The following is a 24,517-nucleotide window of genomic DNA, read 5'->3' as shown; positions in this document are numbered from 1 at the left end:
CATAGTCGTTATCTTGCAATCCGACGTCGAAATATTGCGCACTTTGGTCGCTGATCCTATGGTGTGGGCACCTCGCATCAGAAGGGTCAGACCATGCGGAGATCCACCGGACTCTTGCTCGTAACCGCGCTCGGCATCTCGGCCACCGCCTGCGGCTCCGGCGAGTCGCCCCAGTCCTCGGCGTCGGGCGGCGCGGCCAACGTGACGATCACGGTCGCCTGCCAGCCCGCCAAGACCGCGCCCAAGGACCGGCAGGCCTGGGACGACGACGTGGCCGCGTTCATGAAGGCGCACCCCGGCGTGACGGTCAAGAGCACCGACCAGCAGCCGTGCTTCGACCCCAAGACGTTCGGGCCCAAGCTGGCCGGCGGCCAGATGGAGACCGTCTTCGTGGTGCCCATGACGAACTACGGCGACGTCATCGCCCAGGGCCAGGCCCTGGACATCACGCAGTACACCAGCCTGATCAAGAACTGGAACGACCTGCGCCCCGACCACCGGGAGCTGCTCGTCAAGGACGGCAAGACCTACGGCGTCCCCAACGTGCACTACAGCGTCGGCCTGGTCTACAACCGCGCCCTGTTCACCAAGGCCGGCCTCGACCCCAACACCCCGCCCAGGACGTGGGCCGAGGTCCGCGAGGCGGCCAAGAAGATCGCCGGCCTCGGCGCCGGCTACGTCGGCTACGGCGAGTACTCCGGCGGCAACACCGGCGGCTGGCACTTCACCCAGGCCATCTACGGCCGCGGCGGCAGCGTCCTGACCGACGACAACAAGAAGGCCGCCTTCAACTCGCCCGAGGGCAAGGCCGTGCTGCAGAACCTGCACGACATGCGCTGGGTCGACAACAGCATGGGCAGCAAGCTGCTGGTCGGCTGGGAGTCGCTCATGATGGCCATGGGCAGCGGCAAGGTCGGCATGATGCTGGGCGCGCCCGACGTGGTCACCGACGTCGTCACCAAGTTCAAGGGCAAGGTCGACGACTACGGCATCACCGGCTTCCCCGAGGCCAAGGCGTCGCTGAGCGGCGGCGAGGCGTACATGATCAACCCGAAGGCCACGCCCGAGCAGGCCAAGGCCGGCATGGAGTGGATCGACTTCCGCTTCAACACCGTCGGCAAGGGCCGCTTCGACTTCGCCCGCGGCAAGGCGATCGGCAACCCCGTCGGCGTGCCCGACAACGCGGTCTACGGCGACTCGCCCACCGGCAAGGCCATCCAGGCGGACCGGGTGAAGAACGCCTCGCTGCCGGTCGAGAACTACCAGACCTACGTGGACTCCGCCGCGACCGTCCCGCCGAAGGCCGAGCCCCTGCACGCCCAGGAGCTGTACGCGATCCTCGACGTGGCCATGTCCGGCGTGCTGAGCCGCAAGGACGCCAGCGTCGACCAGCTGCTTGCGGACGCCGAGACCAAGGCCAACGCGATGCTGGCGGCCAAGGGCTGACCACATGGGGATCTTGAGGCGCAACCTGACGGCCTACGGGTTCCTCTGCGCGGCGCTGTTCTGCTTCGCGGTGTTCGCCTGGTATCCGATGGTCAGGGAGTTCGTGCTGAGCTTCCAGAAGACCGATCTGATCAACCCGCCCGAATGGGTGGGCCTGGACAACTTCAAGGCGGCCGTCGCCGACCCGGCCTTCGGCGAGGCGTGGCTGAACACCGTCGAGTTCACCGTCCTCGCGCTGCTGTGCGGCTACGCCGTCCCGTTCGTCGTCGCGCTCGTGCTGAACGAGCTGCGCCACGCCCGGGCCTACCTCAGGTTCGTGGTCTACCTGCCGGTCATGCTGCCGCCGATCGTCGCGGTGCTGCTGTTCCGGTGGTTCTACGATCCCGGGCCCGGGCTGTTCAACCAGGTACTCGACTTCTTCCACCTGCCGACGCTCGCCTGGCTGGACAGCTCCTCGACGGCGCTGATCTCGCTGGTGCTCGTCTCGACCTGGATGAACATGGGCAGCGCGACCCTGATCTACCTGGCCGCGCTGCAGAACATCCCGCCCGAGCTGTACGAGGCCGCCGAGCTCGACGGGGCCGGCATCCTCAAGCGCGTCAGGCACGTCACGATCCCGCAGACGAAGCTGATCCTGCTGCTCATGCTCATGCTGCAGATCGTGGCGACCATGCAGGTGTTCATCGAGCCGTACATGCTGACCGGCGGCGGCCCGGAGAACGCGACCGTCAGCGTGGCGTACCTGATGTACCAGTTCGCCTTCTCGCAGATGAACTACGGCCAGGCCGGCGCGCTCGGCATGATGCTCATGCTCGCGCTGCTCGTCTTCGCCGCCTTCCAGCTCCGCACCACCCGGGAGGACCAGGCATGATCTCGGTCGGTGCGCGGGCGGCCACCGGTCGCCGGCGTGGGAAGCGCCGCGAACCGAAGCCGATCCAGGTGCAGTTCCGCACGATCGTGTCGCCGCACCAGCTCAACAGCAGGTGGGGGCGGCGGATCTACTGGCTGGTGCTGGTCTCGGTCATCGTGCTGTTCACGCTGGCCTTCGTCTTCCCGCTCTACTGGATGATCACCGGCGCGATGAAGACGCCGGACGAGATCGCCGAGATGCCGCCCACGCTGGTCCCCAAGGACCCGACGCTGGGCAACTTCTTCGAGGCGTGGGACCTGTTCGACATCGGCACGCTGCTGAAGAACACCGCGTTCTACGCCTTCGGCGCCTGGTTGTTCTCCATGGCGGTGGACGTGGCGGCGGCGTACGCGCTGTCGAAGCTGCGCCCGATGTTCGGCACCGTGATCCTCGGCGCGATGCTGGCCACGCTGATGATCCCGCCGATGGTGATCCTCATCCCGCTCTACGTGACGATCGTGGACCTGGGACTGCTGAACAACCCCTGGGGGCTGTGGTTCCCCGCGGCGGCCAACGGCTTCAACATCTTCCTGCTCAAACGGTTCTTCGACTCCATCCCCCGCGAGCTGATCGAGGCCGCGCAGATCGACGGCGCGGGCCCGCTGCGCACGCTGTGGTCGGTCGTGTTGCCGGTCTCCCGGCCCATCCTCGGCGTGACGTCGATCTTCACGATCGTCACCGCGTTCAAGGACTTCGTCCTGCCGCTGCTGGTCATGACCGACAGCGAGAAGATGACGATCAGCGTGGGCCTGTCGCAGACCGCGGGAGCGGTGACCCAGAACCAGGTCATGGGCGGTCTGGTGATCGCCAGCATCCCCATGATCATCGTTTTCTTCGTCTTCCAACGGCACATCATGGCGGGACTCACCGCCGGAAGCATCAAGGGATGAGCGCATGTCGCAAACGTGGTGGCGGGGGGCCGCGATCTACCAGGTCTACCTGCGTAGCTTCGCCGACGGCAACGGCGACGGGGTGGGCGACCTCGCCGGCCTGCGCTCCCGCCTGCCCTACCTGAAGGACCTGGGGATCGACGCCATCTGGCTCAACCCGTGGTATCCCTCGCCGATGGCCGACGGCGGCTACGACGTGGCCGACTACCGGGACATCGAGCCGGTCTTCGGCACGCTCGCCGAGGCGGAGACGTTCATCGAGGAGGCGCACCGGCTCGGCATCAAGGTCATCATCGACGTCGTCCCGAACCACAGCTCCACCGAGAGCGCCTGGTTCAAGCAGGCGCTGGCGGACCCGGCGGCCCGGGACCGGTTCTGGTTCGCCGACCGGCCGCTCAACGACTGGCGGTCCATCTTCGGCGGCCCCGCCTGGACCCAGGTCCCGGACGGCCAGTGGTACCTGCACCTGTTCGCCCCGGAACAGCCCGACTTCAACTGGGCCAACCCGGAGGTCCACCAGGAGTTCGAGGACGTGCTGCGCTTCTGGTTCGAGCGCGGCGTGGACGGCTTCCGCATCGACTCGGCGGCGCTGCTGTTCAAGTCGGACGACGCCTACGAGGACCTCGACGGCGTCCACGACGTCTACCGGCGCTGGCGGGAGATCGCCGACGAGTACGGCGAGCGCGTCCTCATCGGCGAGGTCTGGCTGCCCGACCAGGAGCGCTTCGCCCGCTACCTGCGCCCGGACGAGCTGCACACGGCGTTCAACTTCGACTTCCTGTCCTGCCCCTGGGAGGCCGCCGAGCTGCGCCGCGTCATCGACCTCACCCTGGCCACGCACACCCCGATCGGCGCCCCGCCGACCTGGGTGCTGTCCAACCACGACGTGACCCGCCCGGTCACCCGCTACGGCCGCGCTGACACGACGTTCGAGCACGGCGGCCGGCTGCACGGCACGCCGTCGGACCTGGAGCTCGGCTACCGGCGGGCGCGGGCGGCGGCGCTGCTGGCGATGGCGCTGCCCGGCTCGGTCTACGTCTACCAGGGCGAGGAGCTGGGCCTGCCCGAGGTCGAGGACCTGCCGGACGACCAGCGCCAGGACCCGATGTACGCCAGGTCGGGCGGCACGAACCCGGGCCGCGACGGCTGCCGCGTCCCGCTGCCGTGGTCGGGCGAGGAGCCGCCGTTCGGCTTCGGCGCGGGCACGCCGTGGCTGCCGCAGCCGGAGAGCTGGCGCAAGCTCACCGCCGAGGCCCAGCGCACCGACCTCGGCTCGATGCTCAACCTGTACCGGGAGGCGCTGCGCGTCCGGCGCGACTCGCTCGGCGACGGCACCCTGACCTGGCTGCCGCTCGGCGAGCAGGTGCTGGCCTTCCGCCGCGACTCGGGCCTGACCAGCGTCACCAACCTGGGCCCGGCCCCGGTGCCGCTGCCCGAGGGCCGGCTCCTGCTGGCCAGCGGCCCCCTGGAGGACGGCGGCCTGCCCGCCGACACCACCGTGTGGCTCATGGACTGAGCCCGGCCGTCAGCGCGTGGCTCCGCCGGGGTCGCGGAGCCACGCCTCCAGGGCGTGCCGGGCCTCCGGCGCGTACCTGGGCAGCCGCAGCGCGCGCACCAGCAGCCACAACGTGCCCTGCAACGCGCGGGCCGCCACGAACGGCGCCAGCCCCGGATCACCGGGGTCGGCGCCGTAGGCGCGCACAGCCGCCCGCCCGTCCAGCCGCGCGTGCGCGCCCGGGTCGATCCGCCCGTCCAGCAGCTCCAGCAGCCGCGCCGTCTCCTCCCTGACCGGCCACAGGTACGGCAGCTCCCCGGGGTACCCCCGCAGGGCCGCGTGCAGCTCGGCCAGCGACCGCCCGGCCGTCTCCGCCGGCACCACCCGCCCCGGGTCGTGCTCGACGTGCGTCCAGAACGACACGGCGAACCCGTCCCGCAGGTGCGGCCCGGGCGGCAGCAGCCCGCTCGGCGGCACCACCGCCGCCTCCGCCGCGTGCAGCCACGCGACGACCGCCAGCTCCCGCCGCAGCACCTCCGCCGGCCGCTCCCGCCCGTACGCGGTGACGGTCGGCACCCGCGCCACGACCGGCGCCGGCCGCAGGTGCACCCGCACGTTGAACGAGTCGTTGAGCACCACCGGCCGCTCCACCCGCACCCCGTGCTCCCGCGCCACCGCCACGGCCGCGGCCACCGCCCCCGCGGCCACCGCCCCCGCGGCCACCGCCCCCGCGGGCACCGCCTCCGCCGCCATCAGGCCGACTCGCGGATCACCAGCTCGGTCGGCAGGATGACCGGGTCGGCCGGGCCGCCGTCGAACAGGCCGAGCAGCAGCTTCACCATCGCCGCCGCCTGGTCGATCACCGGGTGGCGGAGCGTGGTCAGCGGCGGCTCGGTGTACTTGGCGGCCTCGATGTCGTCGAAGCCGACCACCGCCACGTCGTCGGGCACCCGCCGCCCCGCCTGGCGCAACGACTGCAGCGCGCCCACCGCCATCAGGTCGTTGGCGACGAAGACGGCGTCCAGCGACGGGTCGTCGCCGAGGAGCTGGCGCATCGCGATCGCGCCCGACTCGCGGGTGAAGTCGCCCACCGCGACGATCGAGCGCCGGTCGGAGTCGCGCAGCACGTTGCGGTAGCCCGCCAGGCGGTCCTGACCGGCGATCATGTCCTGGGGGCCCGCGATCGTGGCGATGCGGCGGCGGCCGATCTCCACCAGCCGCCGGACGCCGGCCTCCGCGCCGCCCACGTTGTCGTTGTCGACGAACGGGATGTCCACCGGCACCGCCGGCCGCCCGTACGACACCACCGGCACGCGCAGCCGCGACAGCGCGGCCGGCAGCGGGTCGGCCCCGTGCATCGAGATGAGCATGACCCCGTCGACGTGCCCGCCCGCGATGTAACGCTCCACCCGGGCGTGGCTCTTGGCGTTGGACGCCAGCATCAGCACGACCTGCTTGTTGGCCGCCTCCAGCTCCATCGAGGCCGACCTGATCGCCGTCGAGAACAGCGGGTCCTCGGAGAAGACCCTGGTGCCGGGCTCGCTGATGACCAGCGCGATCGAGTCGGTGCGCTGGGTGACCAGGCTGCGCGCCGCCGAGTTGGGGACGTAGCCCAGCTCGTCGATGGCCTGCAGCACGGCGTCGCGGATGTGGGGGGCCACCGTCGTCTGCCCGTTGACGACGCGGGAGGCAGTGGCCCGCGAGACGCCCGCCCGGGCGGCGACCGCCTCCAGGGTCGGGCGTCTCATGACTGCACCCGTCTCATGACTGCACCAAAAGGGAGAGCACGTGCAGAAATCTACAGCCCGTTCCTGGAGATGACGTCGCGGTACCAGAGAGCGCTGTCCTTGAGTGTGCGCTTCTGTGTCGCGTAGTCCACATGGACGATGCCGAACCGCCGCCGGTAGCCCTCGGCCCACTCGAAGTTGTCCAGCAGCGACCACACCAGGTAGCCGCGCAGGTCCGCGCCCGCCTCGATGGCCCGCCCCACCTCGCGCAGGTGCCCGTCCAGGTAGGCCACCCGGTCGTCGTCGTGCACCCGGCCGTTCTCCACGACGTCGTCGAAGGCCGCGCCGTTCTCCGTGACCATGAGGCCCACCTGCGGATAGTTCTGGGAGAGCCGGACCAGCAGGCGGGAGAGGCCGTCCGGCACGATCGGCCAGCCCATCGCGGTCGTGGGCGCGTCGGCGGTGGCGAAGCGCACGTCCTCCGAGCCCGGCCAGGCGGCGTCGGCGGGCAGGCCGGGGCCGGACTCGACGACGCACGGGTTGTAGTAGTTGACGCCGACCAGGTCGACGGGGGCCTTGATGATGTCGAGGTCGCCGTCGTGGATGTGGCCGGTGCCGCCGTTGCGCTCGGCCGCGGCCAGCACCTCCGGCGGGTACGTCCCGTACAGCGCCGGGTCCAGGAACTGCCGGGTGAGCAGCGCGTGGATGCGCTCGACGGCGGCCGCGTCGGCCTCGCCGGGCACCGCCGCCGGATCGTTGACCTGGGCCGGAGTCAGCACGGGCGAGGAGTTGACGACGAGCATCACGGTGCCGGGGCGCAGCCGCCGGGCGGCCAGGCCGTGGCCGAGCAGCAGGTGGTGGGCCGAGCGCAGGGCGTCGGCCGGGTTCCGGCGGCCGGGCGCGTGCACGCCGTTGCCGTAGCCGAGGTAGGCCGCCACCCACGGCTCGTTCAGCGTCGCCCAGTCGGTGACGCGGTCGCCGAGCCGGGCGTGGACGGCCTCGGCGTAGTCGGCGAAGCGGTGGGCGGTGTCGCGGGCGGCCCAGCCGCCGCGCTCCTCCAGGGCCTGGGGCAGGTCCCAGTGGTAGAGCGTGACGTACGGCGTGATGCCGGCGGCCAGCAGCTCGTCCACCAGCCGGTCGTAGAAGGCCAGGCCGCGCGGGTTGACCGGCCCGGCGCCGTCGGGCTGGATGCGCGGCCAGGCGACGGAGAACCGGTAGGCGGCCAGGCGCAGCTCCCGCATGAGGGCGATGTCGTCGCGGTAGCGGTGGTAGTGGTCGCAGGCGACGTCGCCGGTGTCGCCGCCCGCCACGTTCCCGGGGGTGTGGGAGAAGGTGTCCCAGATCGACTGGCCCCGCCCGTCCTCCTTGACCGCCCCCTCGATCTGGTAGGAGGCCGTGGCGGCGCCCCAGACGAAGTCCTCGGGAAAGATCATCCCTTAACAGCTCCTTGCATGATTCCGCCGATGATGTGCTTGCCGAACAGGGCGAAGACGGCGACGAGCGGCAGCGTGCCGATCGCCGTTCCGGCGAGGCCCAGCACGTAGTCGTTGACGTATCCGCTGGCCAGCGTGGACAGGGCGACCTGCACCGTCGGGTTGTCCGGGTTCAGCACGACCAGCGGCCAGAAGTAGTCGTTCCAGGCCGACATGAACGTCAGCATGCCGAGCACCGCCGCCGCCGGCCGGGCCGCGGGCAGCACCACGTGCCAGAACAGCCCCCACGTGGAGCAGCCGTCGACCCGCCCGGCCTCCAGCAGCTCGGTGGGCAGGGCCCGCGACAGGTACTGCGTCATGAAGAACACGCCGAAGGCGTTGACCAGCGCCGGCACGATCAGCGCGTACGTGGTGCCGGTCCACTCCAGCTTCACCATGAGCATGTAGAGCGGGATGATGCCGAGCTGCGCCGGCACCATCATGGTGGCCACCGTGATCACCAGCATGGCGTTGCGGCCGCGGAACCTCAGCTTGGCGAAGGCGAACCCGGCGAGCGTGGAGAAGAACATCACCGCGACCGAGATCGACCCCGCCACGATCAGCGAGTTGACCAGCGCCAGCCCGAACGGCACGGTGTCGAAGACGCGCGCCACGTTGGCGAGGAGGTTGCCGCCGGGCAGCAGCGGCGGCGGCACCTGCGCCAGCGCCGAGTTGTGCCGCGAGGCGACGACCACGCTGTAGTAGAGCGGGAACGCCGAGAAGAACGCCACCGCGATCAGGGTCAGGTACCGCAGTCTCACACCACACCGCCTCTCACCCGGCGGCTGATCAGGAAGTTGATCCCGGCCACGATCACCACGGCCAGGAACATCAGCCACGACGCGGCCGAGGCGTAGCCGAAGTCGAAGGTCGAGTTGGCGAAGCCCTGCTCGTAGACGAACAGCGCGAGGGTCTGGAACTGCCGGTCGGGGCCGCCGGTGGCGATGCCGCCCCCGCCGCCGCTGCTCTGCCCGAACAGCATGGGCTCGGCGATGATCTGCATGGCGCCGATCGTGGAGACGATGACCACGAAGATGATCGTGGGCCGGATCATCGGGATCGTGATGCTGCGGAGCTGCCTGAAGCCGCTCGCGCCGTCGATGGTGGCGGCCTCGTACAGCTCGCGCGGCACGGCCTGCATGGCGGCCAGGAAGATCAGCGCGTTGTAGCCGGTCCAGCGCCACATGATCATGACGGACAGGGCGACGTGCGACGTCGCGGTGCCGGCCGCCCAGTCGACGGTGCCCACCCCGAACCACGACAACACCCAGTTGATCAGCCCGAAGTCACGGCCGAAGAGCTGGCTGAAGATCACCACGACCGCGACCACGCTGGTGACGTTCGGCAGCAGCAGCGAGATCCGGAACAACGTCTGGAAGCGCAGCCGCCGGTTGAGCAGGTGCGCCAGCCAGATGGCGAGCAGGAGCTGAGGGACGGTGGACAGCACGCCGATGGACAGCGTGTTGAAGGTGGCGTTCCAGAAGTACGGGTCGGCCAGCAGCGTCGCGTAGTTGCCGAGGCCGATGAACTCCTGGGTGTCCGACAGCAGCGTCCACTCGTGCAGGCTGACCCAGGCCGTGTAGACCAGCGGGAACAGGCCGAAGGCGCAGAACAGCAGGAAGAAGGGCGCGACGTAGGCGTACGGCGACACCCTCAGGTCGAGGGTGTGCCGCACGCTGCGCCTGCGCCGCCGCGTCACCGCGAGGGGAAGGGCGCTCATTTGATCTTCTTGACGTCCTCGAGGACCTGCGCCCACGCCTCGTCCGGCGTCTGCTTGCCCTGCTCGACGCGGCCGAGGCCGTTGCCGATGGCGACCCGGACGTCGGCCTCCTTCGGGCCGAGGTGCTGCGGCTTGAGCGCCTTGGCGGCCTCGGAGTAGATCTTGCCGATGGGGGCGTCGCCGAAGAACGGCTTGGTGAAGTTCTGGATCGACGGGTCGTCGTACAGGGCCGGGATGGACGGGAAGGTGCCCTCCTCCTTGAACACCCTGGCCTGGTTGTCCTTGGAGGTCAGGAAGTCGATCAGCTCGGCCGCCTCCTTGGGGTGCTTGCTCTGCTTGGGCACCATCAGGTGGGAGCCGCCGCTGTTGCCCGAGCCGCCCGGCACGGTAGCGATGTCCCACTTGCCGGTCGCGTCCTTGGCCTGCTCCTGGATGAAGCCGGTCATCCAGGCGGGGCAGATGATCGTGGCGAACGAGCCCTTGGCGAAGCCGGTGTTCCACGGCGGGGAGAAGGCGGCGAGCTTGGCGGTCAGGCCCTCCTGGGTGAGCCGGTTGGACAGGTCCCAGGCCTTCTTCACGTCGGGGTTGGAGCCGACGATGATGTTGTCCTGGGCGTCGTACAGGCCGACCGGGGCCTGGTTGACCATGGCGCGGAAGATCTCGCCGGGGGAGTCGGTGAACTTCGCGCCGGCCACGTTCGCGGCGGCGAACTTCTTGCCGGTGTCGATGTACTGCTCCCACGTCGGCCACAGCGCCGCGACCTCGGCGCGGCCGGTGGGCAGGCCGGCCTTCTTGAACAGGTCCTTGCGGTAGCACATGGCCAGGCCGCCGACGTCGGTGCCGAGGCCGAGGAGCCGGCCGCCGTCCTTGCTGAGGCCCTGCTGCCACTTCCAGTCGAGGTAGTCGGACTGGCGCTTGTCGAGGCCGTACTGCTTGAGGTCGACGAACTTGTTCGGCTGGGCGGTGAACGTGCTGATGTAGCCCACCTCGACCGCTTCGACGTCCCCCGCGCCGGCGTTCGTGGCCAGCCGCTTGACCAGGTTGCTGTGGTGGTCGTTGAACTGGGTGACGTTCTCGACGATCTCGATGTTCGGGTGGGTCTTCTTGTATTCCTCGTAGAGCGGCTTGAAGCCGAAGTCGCCGAACAGGCCGACGGTCAGCTTGATCTTCTCTCCCGGCTTGGCCGCGTCGCTCGCCGGAGCGGCGGTGCTCCCGCCTCCGCCGCCGCACGCGGCCGTGAGCAGGGCCGCGGCGAGCAGGGGGGCGGCGAGACGCGTTCGAGGGGTCATGGAAACCCTCCTGAGTTGTGCATGGGGGGACAGTGAGAGAGCGCTCTCTCAAGAGAGTCGTGGCGCTCGACCGCTGCTGTCAACGGGGGATTGAATAACGATCCCTGTTATGTGAGAGAGCGCGTTCTTGCCGAGGGGAGGAACGGCGGGACGGGACGGGTCAGCCGCCGAGGACGCGGCCGGTCATGCGCGCGTACATGCGGCCTGGGCTCGGCGCCGGGGCCAGGAAGCCGGGCAGCGGCGGCAGGCCGACCGCGAACGGGTCGAGCCGCTCGTAGAGCTCGTTCGCGTCGGCGGGCCGGTCCTCCGGCTGCTTCTCCAGCAGCTGCGACAGCAGCTCGCCCAGCTCGTCGGGGATGCCGGGCACGGCCGGGGGCCGCTCCTTGACCTGCTTCTCGAAGACCACGTAGTCGGTGGGGCCGGTGAAGAGCTGGCGGCCGGTCAGCATCTCGTGCAGGACGCAGCCCAGCGCGTACAGGTCGCTGCGCGGCTCGGCGACGCCGTGCTGGATCTGCTCGGGCGCCATGTACGCCGGCGTGCCGAGGATCTGGCCGATCCTGGTGAACGTGGTCACGTCCGCGTCCCGCAGCAGGGCGAGGCCGAAGTCCAGGACCTTGACGCTGCCGTCCGGGCAGAGCATGAGGTTGGTCGGCTTCAGGTCGCGGTGGCAGATCGCGAGGGCGTGCGCCGCCGACAGCACCGCGCACGCCTGGGCCGCGATGGCCGCCGCCCACGGCACCGGCAGCGGGCCGTGCTCGCTCACCACGTCGGCCACGGTGACGCCCTCGATGAACTGCATCACCTGGTAGAGGCGCTGCTCGTGGGTGCCGAAGTCGTACAGGACCGGCGCGCCCGGGTGCTCCAGCCGGGCCAGGATGCGGGCCTCGCGGATGAAGCGGCGCTCCAGCTCGTGGTCGGGGCCGCTCGGCAGGCGCAGCAGCTTCACCGCGACGCGGCGGTCGAGGTGTCGGTCGTGGCCGGCGTAGACCGCGCCCATGCCACCCGTGCCCAGCGGGAGGTCGTCGAGCACATACCGGTCTCCGATGACCATCCGCCCCTCCCTGCCGCCTTTCCCGGCCAAACTACACCGTCAGGCAGGCGAGGGAGTCGGGCGACGGAGCTCGGGTCATGGGGTGAGGCCGTGGGCGGGGTGCAGGTGGCCGTCGGCGAGGCCGTCGAGGCCGAGGCGGATGAGGGTGTGCCCGAGCGTGGACGCCTCCCGGAGGGCGTCCTCCATGACGGCGAGCTGGCGGAAGGCCTCCCCGTACGCCTTCTGCTCCTTGAGGGGCAGCCGCGGCAGCCGGGTGCGCCGCACGTCGAACCGGCTGGAGCCGGTCGTCGCCCGCCCGCCGGCGGCCCGCAGGTAGCCGGCCAGGAAGTCGGGGTCGAGCCGCCGGGTGTCGACCCGGTAGAGGGTCAGGTGCGGCCCGAGCACCGCGCCGCCGTCGGCGATCACCCGCACGCTGGAGTAGGACGCGACGACGTCGCCGGGCCGGATCACGACCAGGCCCTGCTGCATGACCGCCGCCCCGGAGGGCGGGGCGCCGTTGAGCACGTCGTCGGCGGTGAGCACGGGCACGTCGCCGCCGTCGGCGACCATCTTCGGCGGCGCCTGCACCATGGTGACCAGGCCCTCCTTGATGAGGTCGCCGAGCGTGATGGCGGGCTGGTCGAGCGGCTGCTCCAGGACCTTGAGGTCGGGCGGCACCGCGGTGGCGGCGAGGAAGCGGTCGCGGACCTCGCGGAAGGCGCGGCCCACGTCGTCGTGGCGCTGGTGGCGGGCCGGGGTCATGTCGACCTCGTCGGCCAGCAGGTCGATGATGCGCACGGTCTGGTCGGAACGGTCCTCCAGGTACGCCTGCCAGGCCGGCTCGACCAGCTCGAGGTCGGCGGTGGCGTCGAGGAGCAGCACGTCGGACGGGGGCCGCTCGCCCGGCCGGGGGCGGCGCAACAGCCACAGGTCGGCGCCGGGCAGCGCGACGACCGCCCGCAGCGCGCCCGCGCGCAGCAGGTTGGCCCGGATGCGGCGGCCCGCCTTGCGGCTGGCGGCGGCCGGGGGCATGAGGATGGCGACCGGCCCGCCCGGCTTGACGTGCGTGAGGCAGTGCTGCACCCAGGCCAGCTCGGGCTCGCCGCGCGGCGGCAGGCCGTACTCCCAGCGCGGGTCGCCGGTCAGCTCCTCGTAGCCCCAGGCCCGCTCGTTGAACGGCGGGTCGCACACGACGGCGTCGGCCCGCCGCCCGGCGAAGGCGTCGGCGCGCATGGCGTCGCCGGCGGCGATCTCGGCGTCGAGGCCGCGCAGCCGCAGCCGGGCGGCGGTGATGGTGGCGGAGGTCTCGCTGAGCTCCTGCCCGAGCACCTTGGCGGGCCGGCGGGGCGCCTCGCCGCCGGGGCGCGGCGTGCGGTCCAGGGCGATGAGGAGCGTTCCGACGCCGCAGGCGGGGTCGAGCAGGGTGCCGCCCTCGGCGCGGACCAGGCGGACCATGAGCTCGGCGACGTCCTCGCGGGTGACGGAGAGCCGGCGCGAGTGGGCCTCCAGGTAGCGCTCGCACAGGAACTCGTACGCGGTCAGCGGCTCGTGCCGCTCGCCCAGCTCGGCGACGAGCGCGGCCAGCTCGTCGTCCAGCAGGCCGCCGTCCGGCGGAAGGGCTTTCTCGCCGGTCAGGAGGGCGCCGGCCTGGGCCACGAGCTCGCCCAGCCGCAAATCGCCCGCGGCTTTCAGGCGTTGCCACACCCGATCTCTCAGCGAGACCTGGTAGGACTTCCCATAGCGGCGCAGCCAGTCCTCGACCTGGCGCAGGGAGAACAGCGGCTGGTTGGCGGTGCCGCCCACGGGCTGGGGGAAGTCGTCGTGGCGGCGGCGCCAGTTGCTGACCGCGGCACGCCCGACGCCGGCGAGCCGGGCGATGTCCCCGGCGTTGACGGTCGGGTCGTGGCTCATGAAGCCCACAGTAGTTCACAAGAGTCTTCAGCGCATCTGCTTGTGAAGTCTTTCAACCAATGATTTACTGCTGGGTATGAAGCACAACATCCGCTATGCCGCCGGATCAGACGTGGGCCGCCGCAGGGAGCAGAACGAGGACTCCGGCTATGCCAGCGGCCGTTTGCTCGTGGTGGCCGACGGGATGGGCGGGCACGCGGCGGGCGAGCTGGCCAGCTCGGCCGCGATCGCGGTCATGCGCGAGCTGGATGCCACGCTTCCCGAGACGGGCGCCGACCTGGAGGCCGCGCTGGAGGGCGCCATCGCCGAGGCGGGCCGCCGGCTGGTCGAGCTGGCGGACATCGACCCGGCGCGCCGGGGGATGGGGACCACGGTGACCGCCATGCTGTTCGACGGCTACCGCTTCGCCCTGGCTCATCTCGGTGACTCCCGCGGATATCTGCTGCGCGATGGTGCTCTCTACCAGATGACCAAGGATCACACACTTGTGCAGTCGATGGTGGACGAAGGACGGATAACGGAGGATCAGGCCGCCGTGCACCCCCGGCGTTCCATGGTGCTGCGGGTGCTGGGCAGCGAGGGTCGGGCCGAGCCCGACATGGCGCTGCGCGAGGCCGAGCCGGACGACCGCTACCTCCTGTGCTCCGACGGGCTGACGACCGTTCTCGGCCCGGAGACGCTGCACGAGGTGCTGACCACGGTGGCCGACCCGGTCGCGGCCGTGCAGCGGCTCATCGACCTGGCCAACGAGGGCGGCTCGCCGGACAACGTCACCGTGATCGTGGCCGACGTGGTGGCCCCGGGCGCGGGCGACGTCGCGGTCTACCGGGTGGGCGCGGGCGCCTGAGGTCACTCCGGACACAAGAGTCACACCACTCACTTAGCCGATATTTCACCTCATAGCAAGACACTTTCCGGGTGACGCGCGCAAACCCGCGACGGCGCTATTACAGTCATCGTGATTTGTCGGTTTTCTGGGAGGAGTCACCCTGGACCCGATCGCCCAGAGGCTGCTGGAGACGGTACGGCAGGAACTCGGCTATAAGGAGAAGAGCGGCCAGTTCACCAAGTTCGGCCAGTGGTACGCCGATCGCGTCCAAGACACCCAGTTCCGCAACGCCCCCTGGTGTGACATGTTCCTCGCCTGGGCGGCGGACAGGTCCGGCCTCAGCACGTACGTCGGCGAGTTCGCCTGGACCCCCTCGCACGCCGCCTGGTTCATGAAGCAGGGCGCCTGGACGCAGCAGCCCGAGCCCGGGGCCCTGGTCTTCTACGACTGGCGCGGCGGCAAGTCCTACAAGGGCATCGACCACGTCGGCATCGTGGAGAGCGTCGAGGGCAAGAAGATCCACACGATCGAGGCGAACGTGGACGGCGTCTGGCTCAAGCGCAAGGTCCGCGAGACCGACAAGGTCGTCGGGTACGGCGTCCCGCGCCTGGTCAAGGCCAACGCCGACAAGCTGGACGAGATCCGCAGCACCGAGCAGCCGTTCGTGCGGGCGCCGGGCTCCGCGGCCGAGGGCTCGCCGCTGGACGTCCTCGGCACGCCGCCCGCCCTGCTGGCCGCCATGGTCCTGGTGACCGTCGTGCTGTCCTTACGCTTCACCCGCCGCCGCGGGGTGCACCGCCGCTTCACCTGGCCCTGGCCCACGTCCTGGCCGTGGAACGAACCAGGCGGGCCGGAGGAGCAGGAGAGCCGGGCGCCCGCGCCGATGCCGGAGACCTTCCGCGACAAGCTCCTCCGCGTCGGCTCCCCGCCGATCCCCGAGCAGCCCCGCCCCCGGGAGCGGGACCAGGAACGGGACCAGGAACGGGAACGGGAACGCGTGCGGGTCGGCGCAACCCCGGGCCGCGCCGACCAAACCCGCGCCGACCAGCCCCGCACCGATCAGCCCCGTGCCAAGGCCGGTTCCGGGCAGGCGGCCGCGCGGCACGCCACCCCCGCCCGCCGCAAGCCGTACGACCCGCGCTGACCCGCGCTGACCCGCGCCGACCCCCGGGACGCCCCCGCCGCCGGAGGTCACGCCGTCAGGTCGATGACCACCTTGACGTCGCCCTCGACCGGCTCGAACGCCTCCATGGCCCGCTCCAGCGGCACCCGCCGGCTGATCAGCCGCTCCAGCCACCCGGGATCGGCCTTGGCCAGCGCCTCGGCCGCCGCTTTGAAGTGGCGCTGGTTGGCGTTGACGGTGCCGAAGATGACGTCGTTCTCCAGCACGATGTCCCGGTTGATCACCCCGGCGTCCACCCGGTGCGTCCGCCCGCCGGAGGCCAGCCCGCACAGGCAGACGATGCCGCTGGCCGCCGTCGCGGTCATGGCGTCGATGACGAGCTGCCCCGCCCCCGTGCACTCGATGATGATGTCCGGCTGGATCTCGTGCAGCGGCCCGAGCGAGGAGTCGGAGTGGTAGGCCCCGCCCAGCTCCTCGACCAGGCCGGACTTGAGCCCGGGCGGCGTGCGGTCCAGCACGTGCACCTCCATGCCGCGCTGCTGCCCGAGGAGCGCGGCCAGCAGCCCGATCGGCCCCGCGCCGGTCACCAGCAGCTTGTACGGCGCGAAGTAGGACCGCGAGCCGATCCGCTCGATCTGCTCCCACGCCTTGGCCACCACGGACGCCGGCTCGACCAGCATGCCGACGGCGGCCAGTGACGGGTCCAGGCGCACCGCGTACTCGGCCTCGACGGTCCAGCGCTCGCTGGCGTAGCCGTCGATCTCCTTGATGCCGCGCTCGGTGTACTGGCCGTTGCGGCACATGTCGAACTCGCCGCGCTCGCAGGCCCCGCACGGCACCGGGTCGGGGCGGCGGACCACGCCGACCACGAGGTCGCCCGGCGAGAACGGTGACCCGTCCGGCGCCCGCACGACCCGCCCGAGCGACTCGTGCCCGATGACCATGCGGTCGCGGCCCGGCGGCGCCCAGCCGTACTCGGCGTCGGCGAGCTCCCTGTCGGTCCCGCAGATCCCGAGCGCGAGCCCGTCGACCAGCAGCTCGCCCGGCCCCGGCGTGGGATCGGGCAGCTCCCCGACCTCCAGCGTCCCCTTCTTGCCCGGCGCGAACGTCAGTGCGCGCATCGGCGTCACCCCCCTCGCCGGACCCCTACCCCCGTACGCCCTGGGAAATAGTAGGACGTCCTAGTATCTTGGGAGGAGAGCCCTCACGAAGGAGTGATCAGGCGTGCACGTCCCGGTGAACCCCGTGCGTTTCGTGACCGCCGCGGCCCTGTTCGACGGCCACGACGCGGCGATCAACATCATGCGGCGCATCCTGCAGTCGCAGGGCGCCGAGGTGATCCACCTCGGGCACAACCGCTCGGTGGACGAGATCGTCACCGCCGCCGTCCAGGAGGACGTCCAGGGCGTGGCGATCAGCTCCTACCAGGGCGGGCACGTCGAGTTCTTCACGTACCTGGTCGAGCTGCTGCGCGAGCGCGGCGCCGGGCACGTCAAGGTGTACGGCGGCGGCGGGGGCGTGATCGTCCCCGAGGAGATCGAGCTGCTGCACGCGCGCGGCGTCACCCGCATCTTCTCGCCCGAGGACGGCCAGCGCTACGGCCTGCCCGGCATGATCAACAAGCTGATCGAGGACTGCGACCACGAGCTGGGCGACCCGCCCGCCCCCGACGCCGTGCTCGCCGGCGACCAGGCCGCGCTGGCCCGCGCGATCACCGTCATCGAGACGGGCCGCGCCCCCGAGGGCCTGGCCGAGGCGCTGCGGCACGCCGCGGGGGAGCGGCGCGCGCCGGTGCTCGGCATCACCGGCACCGGCGGCTCGGGCAAGTCCTCGCTCACCGACGAGCTGGTCCGCCGCTTCCGGGTGGACAACGACGACAAGCTGCGCATCGCGATCATCGCCATCGACCCCACCCGCCGCCGCGGGGGCGGCGCGCTGCTCGGCGACCGCATCAGGATGAACAGCCTCGGCCCCCAGACCTTCTTCCGCTCCCTCGCCACCCGGGGCGCGCCCAACGAGGTGCCCGCCTGCCTCGACGACGTGATCGCGGCCTGCCGCGCCGCCGGGCACGACCTGGTGATCGTCGAGACGCCCGGCATCGGCCAGGGCGACGCCGGCATCGTCCCCCACGTGGACGTGCCGATCTACGTCATGACGCCCGAGTTCGGCGCGGCCTCCCAGCTCGAGAAGATCGACATGCTGGACTTCGCCGAGGCCGTCGTGATCAACAAGTACGAGCGGCGCGGCGCCGAGGACGCCCTCCGCGACGTGCGCCGCCAGCTCGTCCGCAACCGCGAGGCGTTCTCCGCCCGCCCCGAGGACATGCCGGTCTTCGGCACCATCGCCGCCCGCTACAACGACGCCGGCGTCACCGCCCTCTACCACCACCTCAAGGGCCTGCTGCTGCCCGACACCGGCCCCGGGCTGCTGCCGGAGGTCGCCGGCCGCACCTCGCAGACCTCCGCGGCGATCGTGCCGCCCGCCCGCGCCCGCTACCTCGCCGAGATCGCCGAGACCGTGCGCGGCTACCACGCCGAGACCCTGGCCCAGGCCGAGGCGGCCCGCCGCCGCCAGCAGCTCGCCGCCGTCCGCGACCTGCTGGGCGAGGACGACGCCCGCCTGCGCGACCTCCAGGACCGCGCCGAGCGCGAGCTGAGCGAGGAGAGCCGCGCGCTGCTGGACGCCTGGCCGACGACCAGGGAGCGCTACCGTGCCGACGAGCTGGTGGTGAAGGTGCGGGACCGGGAGATCCACACCCCGCTGTGGCGCGAGACGCTGTCGGGCAACCGCATCCCCCGCGTCGCCCTGCCCCGCTACAGCGACCACGGCGACCTGCTGCGCTTCCTGCGCGGCGAGAACCTGCCGGGGGCCTTCCCGTTCACCGCCGGGGTGTTCCCGTTCAAGCGCGACGACGAGGACCCGACCCGGATGTTCGCCGGCGAGGGCGACCCGTTCCGCACCAACCGGCGCTTCAAGCTGCTGTCGGAGGGCCAGCCCGCCACCCGCCTGTCCACGGCGTTCGACTCGGTCACCCTCTACGGCCACGACCCCGACCCGCGCCCCGACATCTACGGCAAGGTCGGCACGTCGGGCGTCTCGATCGCGACGCTCGACGACATGAAGGTGCTCTACGACGGCTTCGACCTGACCGCCCCCGGCACGTCGGTCTCGATGACCATCAACGGCCCCGCCCCGACCATCCTCGCCTTCTACCTCAACACCGCGATCGACCAGGTCAGGGAGCGCTTTCGCGGCGAGCACGGCCGCGACCCCGACGAGCGCGAGGACCGCGAGCTGACCGCCCGCACCCTCGCCACCGTGCGCGGCACCGTCCAGGCCGACATCCTCAAGGAGGACCAGGGCCAGAACACCTGCATCTTCTCCACCGAGTTCTCGCTGCGGATGATGGCCGACATCCAGGAGTGGTTCATCCGCAACGGGGTGCGCAACTTCTACTCGGTCTCGATCTCCGGCTACCACATCGCCGAGGCCGGCGCGAACCCCATCAGCCAGCTCGCCTTCACCATCGCCAACGGCTTCACCTACGTGGAGGCGTACCTGGCCAGGGGCATGAACGTGGACGACTTCGCGCCGAACCTGTCGTTCTTCTTCTCCAACGGCATGGACCCCGAGTACAGCGTGCTCGGCCGGGTGGCCCGCCGCATCTGGGCGGTCGCGATGCGCGAGCGCTACGGCGCCGGCGAGCGCTCGCAGAAGCTCAAGTACCACGTCCAGACCTCGGGCCGCTCCCTGCACGCCCAGGAGATGAACTTCAACGACATCCGCACCACCCTCCAGGCCCTCATCGCGATCTACGACAACTGCAACAGCCTGCACACCAACGCCTTCGACGAGGCCGTCACGACCCCGTCGGCCGACTCCGTGCGGCGCGCGATGGCGATCCAGCTCATCATCAACCGCGAGTGGGGTCTGGCCAGGAACGAGAACCCGCTCCAGGGCTCGTTCGTCGTCGAGGAGCTGACGGACCTGGTGGAGGAGGCCGTGCTGGCCGAGTTCGAGCGGCTGTCGGACCGCGGCGGCGTGCTCGGCGCGATGGAGACCGGCTACCAGCGGGGCCGCATCCAGGACGAGTCCATGCTGTACGAGATGCGCAAGCACGACGGCTCGCTGCCGATCGTCGGCGTCAACACCTTCAGGAAGGACTCCGAGGAGCCGGAGCCGCACCCGCTGGAGCTGGCCCGGGGCACCGAGGAGGAGAAGCGCTCCCAGCTCGACCGGCTGCGCGCCTTCCACGAGCGCAACCGGGAGGAGGCGCCCCGGCAGCTCGCCCGGCTGCGGGAGGCGGCGATGTCGGCGGACAACGCCTTCGAGGTGCTGATGGAGGCGTCCCGGCACTGCTCGCTCGGCCAGATCACCGAGGCCCTGTTCGAGGCGGGCGGCCAGTACCGGCGCAACGTGTGAGCCGTCGATAGGATCGGCGGTCGGGGTTAACACCGGTATCCAGGAGGCTTTCATGTCCGACGTCACCTTCAAGGGCAACCCGATCACCGTGGGCGGCACCTTCCCCAAGCCCGGCGACAGCGCGCCCGCCTTCCGCCTGGTGGGCGCCGACCTCGCCGAGCGCTCGCTGGCGGACTTCGGCCAGGCCACCAAGGTGCTCAACATCTTCCCGAGCGTCGACACCGGCGTGTGCGCGGCCTCGGTGCGCCGCTTCAACCAGGTGGCCGCCGAGCACCCGGACGTGGCGGTGCTGTGCATCTCGGCCGACCTGCCGTTCGCGCAGAAGCGCTTCTGCGGCGCGGAGGGGCTGGACAACGTGACGACGCTGTCGCTCATGCGGGGCCGCGAGTTCCTCCAGGACTACGGGGTCGCGCAGGAGAGCGGGCCGCTCGCCGGGCTGGCCGCCCGCGCGGTGGTCGTGCTCGACGGCGACAACAAGGTGGTCTACTCCGAGCTGGTGCCGGAGATCACCCAGGAGCCCGACTACGACGGCGCCCTCGCCGCGCTCAAGTAAGCCGGTCGCCCGGACGAGGCGCCGCTCAGGTGAGCCGGTCGCGGAACTCCGCGGCCAGCTCCAGCAGGTGCTGGTCGCCGGTGGCGGTGTGCTGCAGGTCCAGGATCACCTCGTGGACCCCGGCCTCCGCCGCCGCGGCCAGGTAGCCGCAGATCCCGGCCACGGTGCCGCCGCGCGGCGGCGTGCCGTCCGGGGTCACGACCGGGTTGCTGCGCAGCACCATGCGCAGCGCGTCCGGGTCGCGCCCGGCCCGCTCGGCGCTCTCCCGGACGGTCGCCCACATGGCGGTCAGCGCGGGCAGCGGCAGCGCGGCGGTCAGCCAGCCGTCGCCGCGCCGGCCGACCCGGCGCAGCGCCGCGTCGGCGAAGCCGGCCAGGTGGACGGGCGGGCGGCGGGCCGGCTTGGGCTCGATGTGGCTGGGCGCGATCGTCCACAGGTCGTGCTCGAACGTCACCGGGTCGCTGCCCCAGATGGCCTCCAGCGCGTCGAGGGTGGCCTCGTAGCGCCGCGCGCGGTCCTTCCAGGGCACGCCGGCGGCGGCGTACTCGTCGGAGGACCACCCGAGCCCGAGGCCCGCGACCAGCCGGCCGCCGCTGAGGTGGTCGAGGGTGGTGAGGGAGCGGGCCAGCACGGCCGGGGGGTACCAGCAGGCGTTGAGCGCGCTGGTGCCGAGCCGCACCGACGTCGTCGCGGAGGCGGCCACCGACAGCACCGCGAACGGGTCCAGGAACACCCGGTGGGCCTCGGGGACGCGGCCGTCGCCGCCCGGGTAGCGGTCCTTCGGCGCGAGCGGGGTCAGGAGCCGGTCACCGGCCCACAGGCTGGCGAAGCCCATCGTCTCGGCGGCGCGCGCCACCTCCAGCACGCTGCCGAGCGCGGCGAACCTGCCGTACTGCGGCACGGCCAGGCCCAGCTCCACGCCTCAGACCTTCCTGGCGACGCCGCACAGGATCAGCGACGACTCGGGCGCGCCGACGAAGTCGACGGTGTCGGCCGGCTCGGGATGCCACTCGGGCAGCCAGACCAGGCCGGGGTCCTCCAGCTCGAAGCCCTCGAACAGCTCCAGGATCCGCTTCCGGCTGCGCAGCGTCAGCGGCGCGTTGGCCCGCCGGTAGACCTCGGTGCCGCGGTTCGCGGCCTCGGGGCGCGCGTCGCTGGTGCCGTGGGACAGCACCAGGTAGCTGCCGGGGGCCATGGCCTCCCGCAGCGTCGCGAGGATCTCCTTCGGCCGGTCGGACTCGGCCACGAAATGCATGATCGCCACCAGCAGCACGCCCACCGGCCTGCTGAAGTCGATCGCCCCGAGCACCTCGGGATGGCCGAGGATCTCGGCGGGCTTGCGCAGGTCGCCCTGGACCACCGCCGTGCCGGGCTGGCCGGACAGCAGCGCCCGCGCGTGCACCAGCACCACCGGGTCCACGTCCACGTAGACCACCTGGGAGCCGGGGGCCACCTTGGCGGCGACCTGGTGCACGCTCTCCTGCGTCGGCAGCCCCGTGCCGACGTCGAGGAACTGCCGGATGCCGGCTTCGGCGAGGTGCCGGACGGCACGGCCGAGGAAGGCCCGGTTGGCCCGGGCCGCGGCCCGCACCTCGGGCGCGACCTTGAGGATGCGCTCGGCCGCCTCGCGGTCGGCCGGGAAGTGGTCCTTGCCGCCGAGGTAGTAGTCGTAGAGCCGGGCTACGTTGGGCGTGTTCGGATCGAAGCCGAGGGACTCCTGGTCCAACCGCCATACCCCCGATCAGGAGTTGATCATCAGTGTTCCTGATTCTACGGATATCCGATGACAGAAAGGAGCCTTTATGGATGACATTGGCGTGGCTGTGACAATTCCGGACACCGTGCGGCGGATCGTGTCGCTGGTGCCGTCCCTGACCGAGGCCGTGGCGGCGACCGTCCCCGAGGCTCTGGTCGGGGCGACCGACTGGTGCTCCCACCCCGCCGACCTGGACGTCACCCGCGTCCGCGGCACCAAGAACCCCGACCTGGAGACCGTCGTCCGCCTCCGGCCGGACGTCGTCCTCGCCAACGCCGAGGAGAACCGCCCGCAGGACCTCGCGGCCCTCCGCGCGGCCGGCCTCGCGGTGTGGGTGACCAGGATCGAGACCCTGGACGAGGCGTTCGCCTCGCTCGCGCGGATGTTCCTGCGCGCCTGCCGCACCGGCCGCCCGGCCTGGCTGGACGCCGCCGAGGCCGCCTGGCGCCGGCCCGCGCCCGAGCGCCGCCGCACGGCGGTCGTGCCCATCTGGCGGCGGCCCTGGATGGTGGTCGGCCGCGACACCTTCGCCGGCGACGTGCTGCGCCGCCTCGGCGTGGACAACCTGTACGCCGGCCACGCCGAGCGCTACCCGAGGATCCCGCTGGCCGAGCTGGTGGAGCGGCGGCCCGACCTCGTGGTCCTGCCCGACGAGCCCTACGCCTTCGCGCCCGGCGACGGCCCGGAGTGCTTCCCGGGCCTGCGCTGCGCCCTGGTCAGCGGCCGGCTCCTCACCTGGTACGGCCCGTCCCTGACCGAGGCCGCGCACGCCCTGCCGCGGGCGCTCGGCTAGCTGGCCGCCTTGTCCTGCAACGCGGTGTCCACGGCGGTGGGGGAGAGCACGTGCTCCATCACGATGACCGCCATGCCGACGATCCCCGCCCGGTCGCCCAGCGACGAGGTGACGATCTCCAGGTTCCGCGTCGTGTACGGCAGGCTCCGCCGGTAGACGATCTCCCTGATGCCGGTCAGGTAGTGCTCGCGGGTCTCCGCCATGTCGCCGGCCAGCACCAGCACGCCGGGGTTGAGCAGGCTGACCGCCGTGGCCAGCACCACGCCGAGCGTGCGCCCGGCCTCCTGGGTGCGCGCGATCGCGGTCGGGTCGCCCGCCTGCACCAGGCGCACCACGTCCTGGCTGGTCTCCTGGCCGAGGTCGGCGGCCAGGGCGTGGCCGCTGGCCAGCGAGGCGACGCAGCCGCGCGAGCCGCAGGTGCACACCCGGTCGTCGCTCTCCCGGATGCGCACGTGCCCGATGTTGCCCGCGGCCTCCTCCACGCCCCGGTAGATCCGGCCGTCGAGCACGATGCCGGTGCCGATGCCGGTCGAGACCTTGATGAGGATCAGCGAGTCGGTCTCGCGCCAGGACGTCCACCACTCGCCGAGCCCCATCGCGTTCGCGTCGTTCTCGACCAGGATCGGCACGTCGTAGCCGGCGCCGACGGCCTCGCCCACCGGGTAGTCGTCCCAGCCGGGCATGAGGAAGGAGCGGATCACCCGCCCGGTGGTGTGGTCGACCGAGCCGGGCAGGTCGAGACCGACGCCGCAGACCTCGCCGGCCGGCCGTCCCGCCCGGTCGAGTAAGCGCTGGAACGCCTGGCGCACCCACGACAGCACCGCCTCGGGGCCGAGGTCGATGCGCATGCCGGTGCTCTCCTCGGCCAGCGGGCGGGCCGCGAGGTCGGTGAGCGCCGCCCGGACGTGGGTGGCCCCCAGGTCGGCCACCAGCATCAGCCGCCTGGAGGCGTCCACGTCGAGCACCGAGGGCGGCCGCCCGCCCCCGGACGCCCCGACGCCGGACTCGTGGATGTAGCCGGCGTCGATGAGCCGGTCGACCCGGTCGGTGATCGTCGAACGGGACAGGCCGGTGTACTCGATGAGTTCCTTGCGCGTCCGGCAGGTGCCGTTCCGGATGAGCTGGAGGATCTGCCCTGCCGTCAGCATGCT

The 24,517-nt window shown here is 71.5% G+C and carries 21 protein-coding genes; 9 read left to right on the top strand and 12 right to left on the bottom strand.

Annotated features, from left to right (window positions below; genetic code table 11):
- Positions 1–114 precede the first annotated feature (114 nt).
- The 4 genes from MF672_RS49560 to MF672_RS49545 are packed head-to-tail and all read left to right on the top strand — an operon-like array spanning position 115 to position 4,762.
- Positions 115–1,446 (top strand): ABC transporter substrate-binding protein, encoded by a 1,332-nt coding sequence (locus tag MF672_RS49560; RefSeq protein WP_242373031.1) that lies wholly within the window; start codon positions 115–117, stop codon positions 1,444–1,446.
- Positions 1,447–1,450: 4 nt separating this feature from the next.
- A complete protein-coding gene (locus MF672_RS49555; protein ID WP_242373029.1) occupies positions 1,451–2,317 on the top strand; it encodes a carbohydrate ABC transporter permease in 867 nt (288 codons plus the stop codon).
- The gene (locus tag MF672_RS49550) at positions 2,314–3,246 is read left to right on the top strand and encodes a carbohydrate ABC transporter permease (RefSeq protein ID WP_242373028.1); all 933 of its coding nucleotides are present in this window, start codon (positions 2,314–2,316) and stop codon (positions 3,244–3,246) included. The genes MF672_RS49555 and MF672_RS49550 overlap by 4 nt, the downstream gene beginning before the upstream one ends.
- A 4-nt stretch (positions 3,247–3,250) precedes the next feature.
- On the top strand, positions 3,251–4,762 hold the full coding sequence (locus MF672_RS49545) for a glycoside hydrolase family 13 protein (RefSeq protein ID WP_242373027.1): 1,512 nt from the start codon (positions 3,251–3,253) through the stop codon (positions 4,760–4,762).
- A 9-nt stretch (positions 4,763–4,771) separates the two neighbouring features.
- Here MF672_RS49545 and MF672_RS49540 read toward each other — a convergent pair whose 3' ends face one another.
- The 8 genes from MF672_RS49540 to MF672_RS49505 all read right to left on the bottom strand — a co-directional run bounded on the left by MF672_RS49540 (position 4,772) and on the right by MF672_RS49505 (position 13,890).
- The gene (locus MF672_RS49540) at positions 4,772–5,494 is read right to left on the bottom strand and encodes a hypothetical protein (protein WP_242373026.1); all 723 of its coding nucleotides are present in this window, start codon (positions 5,492–5,494) and stop codon (positions 4,772–4,774) included.
- Complete coding sequence (locus MF672_RS49535; protein WP_242373025.1) at positions 5,494–6,489, bottom strand: LacI family DNA-binding transcriptional regulator; 996 nt, start codon at positions 6,487–6,489, stop codon at positions 5,494–5,496. Before MF672_RS49535 ends, MF672_RS49540 begins: the two co-directional genes overlap by 1 nt.
- A 50-nt stretch (positions 6,490–6,539) precedes the next feature.
- Positions 6,540–7,901 (bottom strand): GH1 family beta-glucosidase, encoded by a 1,362-nt coding sequence (locus MF672_RS49530; RefSeq protein WP_242373023.1) that lies wholly within the window; start codon positions 7,899–7,901, stop codon positions 6,540–6,542.
- The gene (locus tag MF672_RS49525) at positions 7,898–8,701 is read right to left on the bottom strand and encodes a carbohydrate ABC transporter permease (protein WP_242373021.1); all 804 of its coding nucleotides are present in this window, start codon (positions 8,699–8,701) and stop codon (positions 7,898–7,900) included. The genes MF672_RS49530 and MF672_RS49525 overlap by 4 nt, the downstream gene beginning before the upstream one ends.
- Positions 8,698–9,660 (bottom strand): carbohydrate ABC transporter permease, encoded by a 963-nt coding sequence (locus MF672_RS49520; protein ID WP_242373020.1) that lies wholly within the window; start codon positions 9,658–9,660, stop codon positions 8,698–8,700. The genes MF672_RS49525 and MF672_RS49520 overlap by 4 nt, the downstream gene beginning before the upstream one ends.
- Complete coding sequence (locus tag MF672_RS49515; RefSeq protein WP_242373019.1) at positions 9,657–10,949, bottom strand: ABC transporter substrate-binding protein; 1,293 nt, start codon at positions 10,947–10,949, stop codon at positions 9,657–9,659. Before MF672_RS49515 ends, MF672_RS49520 begins: the two co-directional genes overlap by 4 nt.
- A gap of 160 nt (positions 10,950–11,109) precedes the next feature.
- Positions 11,110–12,000 carry a serine/threonine-protein kinase gene (locus tag MF672_RS49510; protein ID WP_242373018.1) on the bottom strand — a complete coding sequence of 297 codons (891 nt, stop codon included), beginning with the start codon at positions 11,998–12,000 and terminating at the stop codon, positions 11,110–11,112.
- A 75-nt stretch (positions 12,001–12,075) separates the two neighbouring features.
- Positions 12,076–13,890 carry an N-6 DNA methylase gene (locus MF672_RS49505; protein ID WP_242373017.1) on the bottom strand — a complete coding sequence of 605 codons (1,815 nt, stop codon included), beginning with the start codon at positions 13,888–13,890 and terminating at the stop codon, positions 12,076–12,078.
- Positions 13,891–13,966: 76 nt separating this feature from the next.
- Here MF672_RS49505 and MF672_RS49500 point away from each other — a divergent pair, with 76 nt between their 5' ends.
- Positions 13,967–14,737 (top strand): PP2C family protein-serine/threonine phosphatase, encoded by a 771-nt coding sequence (locus tag MF672_RS49500; protein ID WP_242373016.1) that lies wholly within the window; start codon positions 13,967–13,969, stop codon positions 14,735–14,737.
- Between the two features lie 127 nt (positions 14,738–14,864).
- Entirely contained in the window at positions 14,865–15,863 is a 999-nt protein-coding gene (locus tag MF672_RS49495) for a CHAP domain-containing protein (protein ID WP_308210691.1), read from the top strand.
- A gap of 47 nt (positions 15,864–15,910) precedes the next feature.
- Here MF672_RS49495 and MF672_RS49490 read toward each other — a convergent pair whose 3' ends face one another.
- Positions 15,911–16,963 (bottom strand): glucose 1-dehydrogenase, encoded by a 1,053-nt coding sequence (locus tag MF672_RS49490; protein ID WP_242373013.1) that lies wholly within the window; start codon positions 16,961–16,963, stop codon positions 15,911–15,913.
- Positions 16,964–17,066: 103 nt separating this feature from the next.
- Here MF672_RS49490 and icmF point away from each other — a divergent pair, with 103 nt between their 5' ends.
- Together icmF and tpx are read left to right on the top strand one after the other, a co-directional pair.
- On the top strand, positions 17,067–20,264 hold the full coding sequence (gene icmF, locus MF672_RS49485; RefSeq protein ID WP_242373012.1) for a fused isobutyryl-CoA mutase/GTPase IcmF: 3,198 nt from the start codon (positions 17,067–17,069) through the stop codon (positions 20,262–20,264).
- A gap of 52 nt (positions 20,265–20,316) precedes the next feature.
- Positions 20,317–20,817 (top strand): thiol peroxidase, encoded by a 501-nt coding sequence (tpx, locus tag MF672_RS49480; protein ID WP_242373011.1) that lies wholly within the window; start codon positions 20,317–20,319, stop codon positions 20,815–20,817.
- Positions 20,818–20,842: 25 nt separating this feature from the next.
- On the opposite strand, the gene MF672_RS49475 is transcribed toward tpx, so the two are convergent.
- The gene (locus MF672_RS49475) at positions 20,843–21,736 is read right to left on the bottom strand and encodes a TIGR03619 family F420-dependent LLM class oxidoreductase (RefSeq protein ID WP_242373010.1); all 894 of its coding nucleotides are present in this window, start codon (positions 21,734–21,736) and stop codon (positions 20,843–20,845) included.
- 3 nt (positions 21,737–21,739) lie between these two features.
- On the bottom strand, positions 21,740–22,543 hold the full coding sequence (locus MF672_RS49470; RefSeq protein ID WP_242373009.1) for an SAM-dependent methyltransferase: 804 nt from the start codon (positions 22,541–22,543) through the stop codon (positions 21,740–21,742).
- A 76-nt stretch (positions 22,544–22,619) separates the two neighbouring features.
- Here MF672_RS49470 and MF672_RS49465 point away from each other — a divergent pair, with 76 nt between their 5' ends.
- Entirely contained in the window at positions 22,620–23,366 is a 747-nt protein-coding gene (locus tag MF672_RS49465) for a helical backbone metal receptor (RefSeq protein WP_242373008.1), read from the top strand.
- Here the strand turns inward: MF672_RS49465 and MF672_RS49460 are convergent.
- Positions 23,363–24,514, bottom strand: coding sequence for an ROK family transcriptional regulator (locus MF672_RS49460; protein ID WP_242373007.1), 1,152 nt, complete (start codon positions 24,512–24,514; stop codon positions 23,363–23,365). The genes MF672_RS49465 and MF672_RS49460 overlap by 4 nt on opposite strands.
- Between the last annotated feature and the right edge of the window lie 3 nt (positions 24,515–24,517).

It is taken from the genome of Actinomadura luzonensis, assembly GCF_022664455.2.
Taxonomy (GTDB): Bacteria; Actinomycetota; Actinomycetes; order Streptosporangiales; family Streptosporangiaceae; genus Nonomuraea; species Nonomuraea luzonensis.
This window is presented reverse-complemented; position numbering and strand designations above follow the sequence as displayed.